General features: G+C 69.1%; 4 protein-coding genes and 1 pseudogene. 1 reads left to right on the top strand and 4 read right to left on the bottom strand.

The annotated features are described in order from the left end of the window. Positions 1-227, bottom strand: a pseudogene (locus P3W85_RS43605) (ribosomal protein S18-alanine N-acetyltransferase); the annotation flags it as partial. A gap of 80 nt (positions 228-307) precedes the next feature. Next, positions 308-1,078, bottom strand: coding sequence for a tRNA (adenosine(37)-N6)-threonylcarbamoyltransferase complex dimerization subunit type 1 TsaB (gene tsaB / locus P3W85_RS43600; RefSeq protein WP_276269387.1), 771 nt, complete (start codon positions 1,076-1,078; stop codon positions 308-310). Positions 1,079-1,305: 227 nt separating this feature from the next. On the opposite strand from tsaB, the gene P3W85_RS43595 reads away from it, so the two are divergent. Next, a complete protein-coding gene (locus P3W85_RS43595) occupies positions 1,306-1,575 on the top strand; it encodes an acyl-CoA-binding protein (protein WP_017225878.1) in 270 nt (89 codons plus the stop codon). A 42-nt stretch (positions 1,576-1,617) separates the two neighbouring features. Here P3W85_RS43595 and P3W85_RS43590 read toward each other — a convergent pair whose 3' ends face one another. Next, on the bottom strand, positions 1,618-3,093 hold the full coding sequence (locus tag P3W85_RS43590) for a DHA2 family efflux MFS transporter permease subunit (RefSeq protein ID WP_276269386.1): 1,476 nt from the start codon (positions 3,091-3,093) through the stop codon (positions 1,618-1,620). Then, the gene (locus P3W85_RS43585; RefSeq protein ID WP_017229229.1) at positions 3,090-3,560 is read right to left on the bottom strand and encodes an SRPBCC family protein; all 471 of its coding nucleotides are present in this window, start codon (positions 3,558-3,560) and stop codon (positions 3,090-3,092) included. Before P3W85_RS43585 ends, P3W85_RS43590 begins: the two co-directional genes overlap by 4 nt. Between the last annotated feature and the right edge of the window lie 50 nt (positions 3,561-3,610).

The following is a 3,610-nucleotide window of genomic DNA, read 5'->3' as shown; positions in this document are numbered from 1 at the left end:
ATATTGAGCAGGTGCATCTCGTCGACCACCGGCATCAACACCGCGTAGGCGGCCAGCACGCCGCCGGGGTCCCGCAGGGTCAGGCCGATATGGCCGGACTTGACGGAATTCTCGAAATTGCCGCGCGTCCACGGATGGCTATAGGCCCTCGCCTCGATCTCCGCCACCGCTTGCACGTCCAGTGCGCTCATGCGGCCGATGGCCCAGCCCGAAGGCGCCTGCGGCATCACCGGCACCTCGGGCCATGCGCCAGCGGCGTGGGGCGCCTGGCCGGCGCCGGCTTCGGGCGGCAAGGTCCGGCGCGCGCTCATGGCCGCTCTCCCGCCGCGGCGAGCGATGCGCGCTGCTCCGCCACGGCCTGGCGCTCGGCGATGGTCTGGGCGACCTTGTCGCGCAGGTAGATCGGCATGGCATCTTCCGGCGCGACGGTTTCATTGCGCGCCAGCGCGCGCAGGGCAATCGACACCAGGGCGGGCGCGGCAGGCAAGGCATCGGGCACGCTGTGCAGCGCCAGGGCCGTGGCCTTCAGGCGCTCGCCGAAAACGGCCGCGGCATTGCCCGCCAGCCAGAACGGAGCGGACGGCTGGCTGACCGCCTCCGGCGCGCAAACCTGCATGGCCGTCGCCGCCTGCCACTCGCCCGCCGCGGCATCCCAGCGGAAGGCCCCGGCATAGGCTTCGTCCATGCGGGCGTCCAGGGCGACCAGCACCGACACCCCGGGCGGCAGCGCGGGAATGCCCTCCCCGCCCAGGCGCACGCGTTCGGCGCAAGCCATCAGGGAATTGACGGGAACCACCGGCAGGCCGGCCCCGAAGGCCAGGCCCTGGGCCACGCCACAGGCGGTACGCAGGCCCGTGAAGGAGCCGGGACCGGCGCCAAAGGCGATGGCGGCACAATCCGACAAGGCAATGCCGGCCTCGGCCAGCAACTCGCCGGCGGCCGGCAGCACGCGGGCGGATGAGCGCGGGCCGGTGTGTTCATGACGAACCAGGCACTCAAGGGCGCCGCCATTGGCGATGCGCCCGAGCGCGACGGAACACCACTCGGTGGAGGTTTCAACTGCAAGAATCCAGGACATGGCGAGATTGTATCCGGAGCGGCCTGAAAAGCTGAACTGGCACGCGTCGGGGCCACCGCGGGCGCCACGCCCAGCGCGAGCGCCGCGCCGCGGACTGAAGCCTTCTTCGGTTTCTTTCGCCTCAAACGCACGGTGGCGGGCGCTATCATCCGTGCAGCTAGGCATTTTTGATCCCACCGCATCACGAAGGCTCCCCCAGCTTTCCCTCTTTCATCCAGGAGAATCCCATGAGCGACCTGCAGGCACGCTTCGCCCAAGCCCAGCTCGACGTCAAGCAACTGACCGAGCGCCCCAGCAATATGACCCTGCTGCGCCTCTACGCGCTGTTCAAGCAAGGCAGCGAGGGCGACGCCCATGGCAGCAAGCCGGGCATGACCGATTTCGTCGGCCGCTACAAGTTCGAAGCCTGGGAAACCCTGAAGGGCACCAGCCAGGAAGACGCGATGGACAAGTACGTCGCCCTGGTCGAGGAACTGCGCAGCGGCGCCACCGCCTGAAGCACGCCCCGGGGCATGTGCCCCGCACGCCGCCTAGGCCGCCTAGGCCGCATCCGCCGGCAGCGGCCGTGGCCGGATCCGCCAGGCCGCCAGGATGGCGGTGGCGATGACCAGTCCCACCGCCAGGAAGGTCTCGTCGAAGGCGCGGATGCGGGCGGCGGCATCGCCCTGCGGGCCGAGCACGGCGCCCTGCGCCGCCAGCCGCCATTGCAGGCCCACGCCGGCCAGGCTCACGCCGATGGCACCCCCCAGTTGCCGCAGGAAATTGATGCAGCTGGAGCCCTGCGCGATCAGCGAATAATCCACGCCGCGCATCGCCCCCAGGGTCAGCGAAGGCAGGATACAGCCCAGCCCGATACGGCCCAGGATGGCAAACGCCACCAGCAGCAGGTACGGCGTGGCCTGCGATCCCATTGCCATCAGCAGGAAGGAAGCCGCCAGCAGCGCCAGGCCGAACGACACCTGCCGGTGCGGCGCGATGCGATTGGTCAGGCGCCCCGCCGCGGCAATGGTAAAGGCCAGCGCCAGCCCGGCCGGCAGCAGCACCAGGCCGGCGCGCGACGGCGTATAGGCCAGCGCCATCTGCATATAGACCGGCAGCAGGTAGGTGGACCCGAACAGCCCCGCGCCATAGATAAAGGCCACCACCGCCCCGGCGGCGAACTGCCGATAGCTGTACAGGCGCATGTTCATCAGCGGATTCGCCGCGCGCAATTGCCATAGCACGAACACCACCAGCATCAGCACCCCGAAGCCCGCCAGCGCCAGCCCGGCCGGCACGCTCTCGCGCAGCTGCACCAGGCCGTTGAGCAGGCTGACGGTGGCGATGCCGGCCAGCCCCAGGCCCTGCCAGTCCAGCGGCTTGCGCTCGCCCATCATGGCCGAATCGACCGCCATGAAGCGCCGCGCCATCCACAGGCCGATCAGCGTCAGCGGCACCACCACGAAGAAGATCGAGCGCCAGCCGAAGGCTTCCACCAGGAAGCCGCCCAGGCTCGGGCCCAGCGCCGGCGCCAGCACCACGCCGAAGCCGAACAGGCTGATCGCCTTGCCCTGCTCGCGCTCCTCGAACACCCGCAGGATCAGGATGTTCGGCAGCGGCTGCAGGATCCCCGCGGCTATGCCCTCGGCCGCCCGCATGGCGATCATGACGCCATAGGTCGGCGAGAATCCGCCAACCAGCCCGCCCGCGCCCAGCAGCAGCAGGCTGCCCATGAAGGTGCGGCGCAGGCCATAGCGGTTGAGCAGCCAGGGCGTCAGCAGCATCGACAGCGTCATGGCGATCATGAAGCTGGCCGCCACCCACTGCGCACGCTCCTGTCCCAGCACGAAATGCCGGCTCAGGTCCGGAATGGCCACATTGACGATGGTCGACGACACGATGGACGAAACCGTGCCGAGCATCAGCGTCAGCAGCACCAGCCAGCGCAGCCGGCTGCCATAGCGCGCCCGCAGCGATGCCCGCGTAGGCGCGCCCGACAGCCTGCCGGCGGCAGGCGGCGAGGGCTGCGCGCTCACCCCAGACGCCCGAGGGCTGCCAGTTCGCGGATCTTGCGCACGGTGTCGAGGTCGGCCTCGTGATAGGCCGACTTGACGATCTCGGCGTAGCGGTCGTCGCCGCTGTCGTCGATCGCCGGCATGGTGGTCTCGTAGGTGAAACGCAGCAACAGCGCGCCAGGCCCCGGCGTCTCGATCGCCATGGTCAGCGTGCCGCCCGCGTGGTCGGTGGTGGCGGCGGTTTCGTAGCGCACCACGCGGCGTGCCTCGAAGACGACGCGGTCGCGGATCGTTGCCTTGCCGAAATGCAGCTCGCGCTCGACCCAGTCGTCGCCCCGCTCCAGCACTTCCGCGCGGTCCAGGCCCATGACGAACAGCTCGGGCTCGGCACTGCGCAGCACCAGTCCCTGCCACAGTTGCTCCGGCGTCAGCGTGTCCAACTGGATATTGCGTGGATCGTTGATCTCCACAAGGTGCTCGAAACGCAACTTTTTCTCCCTATCTATCGTTAGCCGATATTATGAAGGTTTCTGCGACA

This window comes from Cupriavidus basilensis (assembly GCF_029335485.1).
Taxonomy (GTDB): domain Bacteria; phylum Pseudomonadota; class Gammaproteobacteria; order Burkholderiales; family Burkholderiaceae; genus Cupriavidus; species Cupriavidus basilensis_E.
Note: the sequence above shows the minus strand (reverse complement) of the source record. Positions and strands in the feature narration are given on the sequence as shown.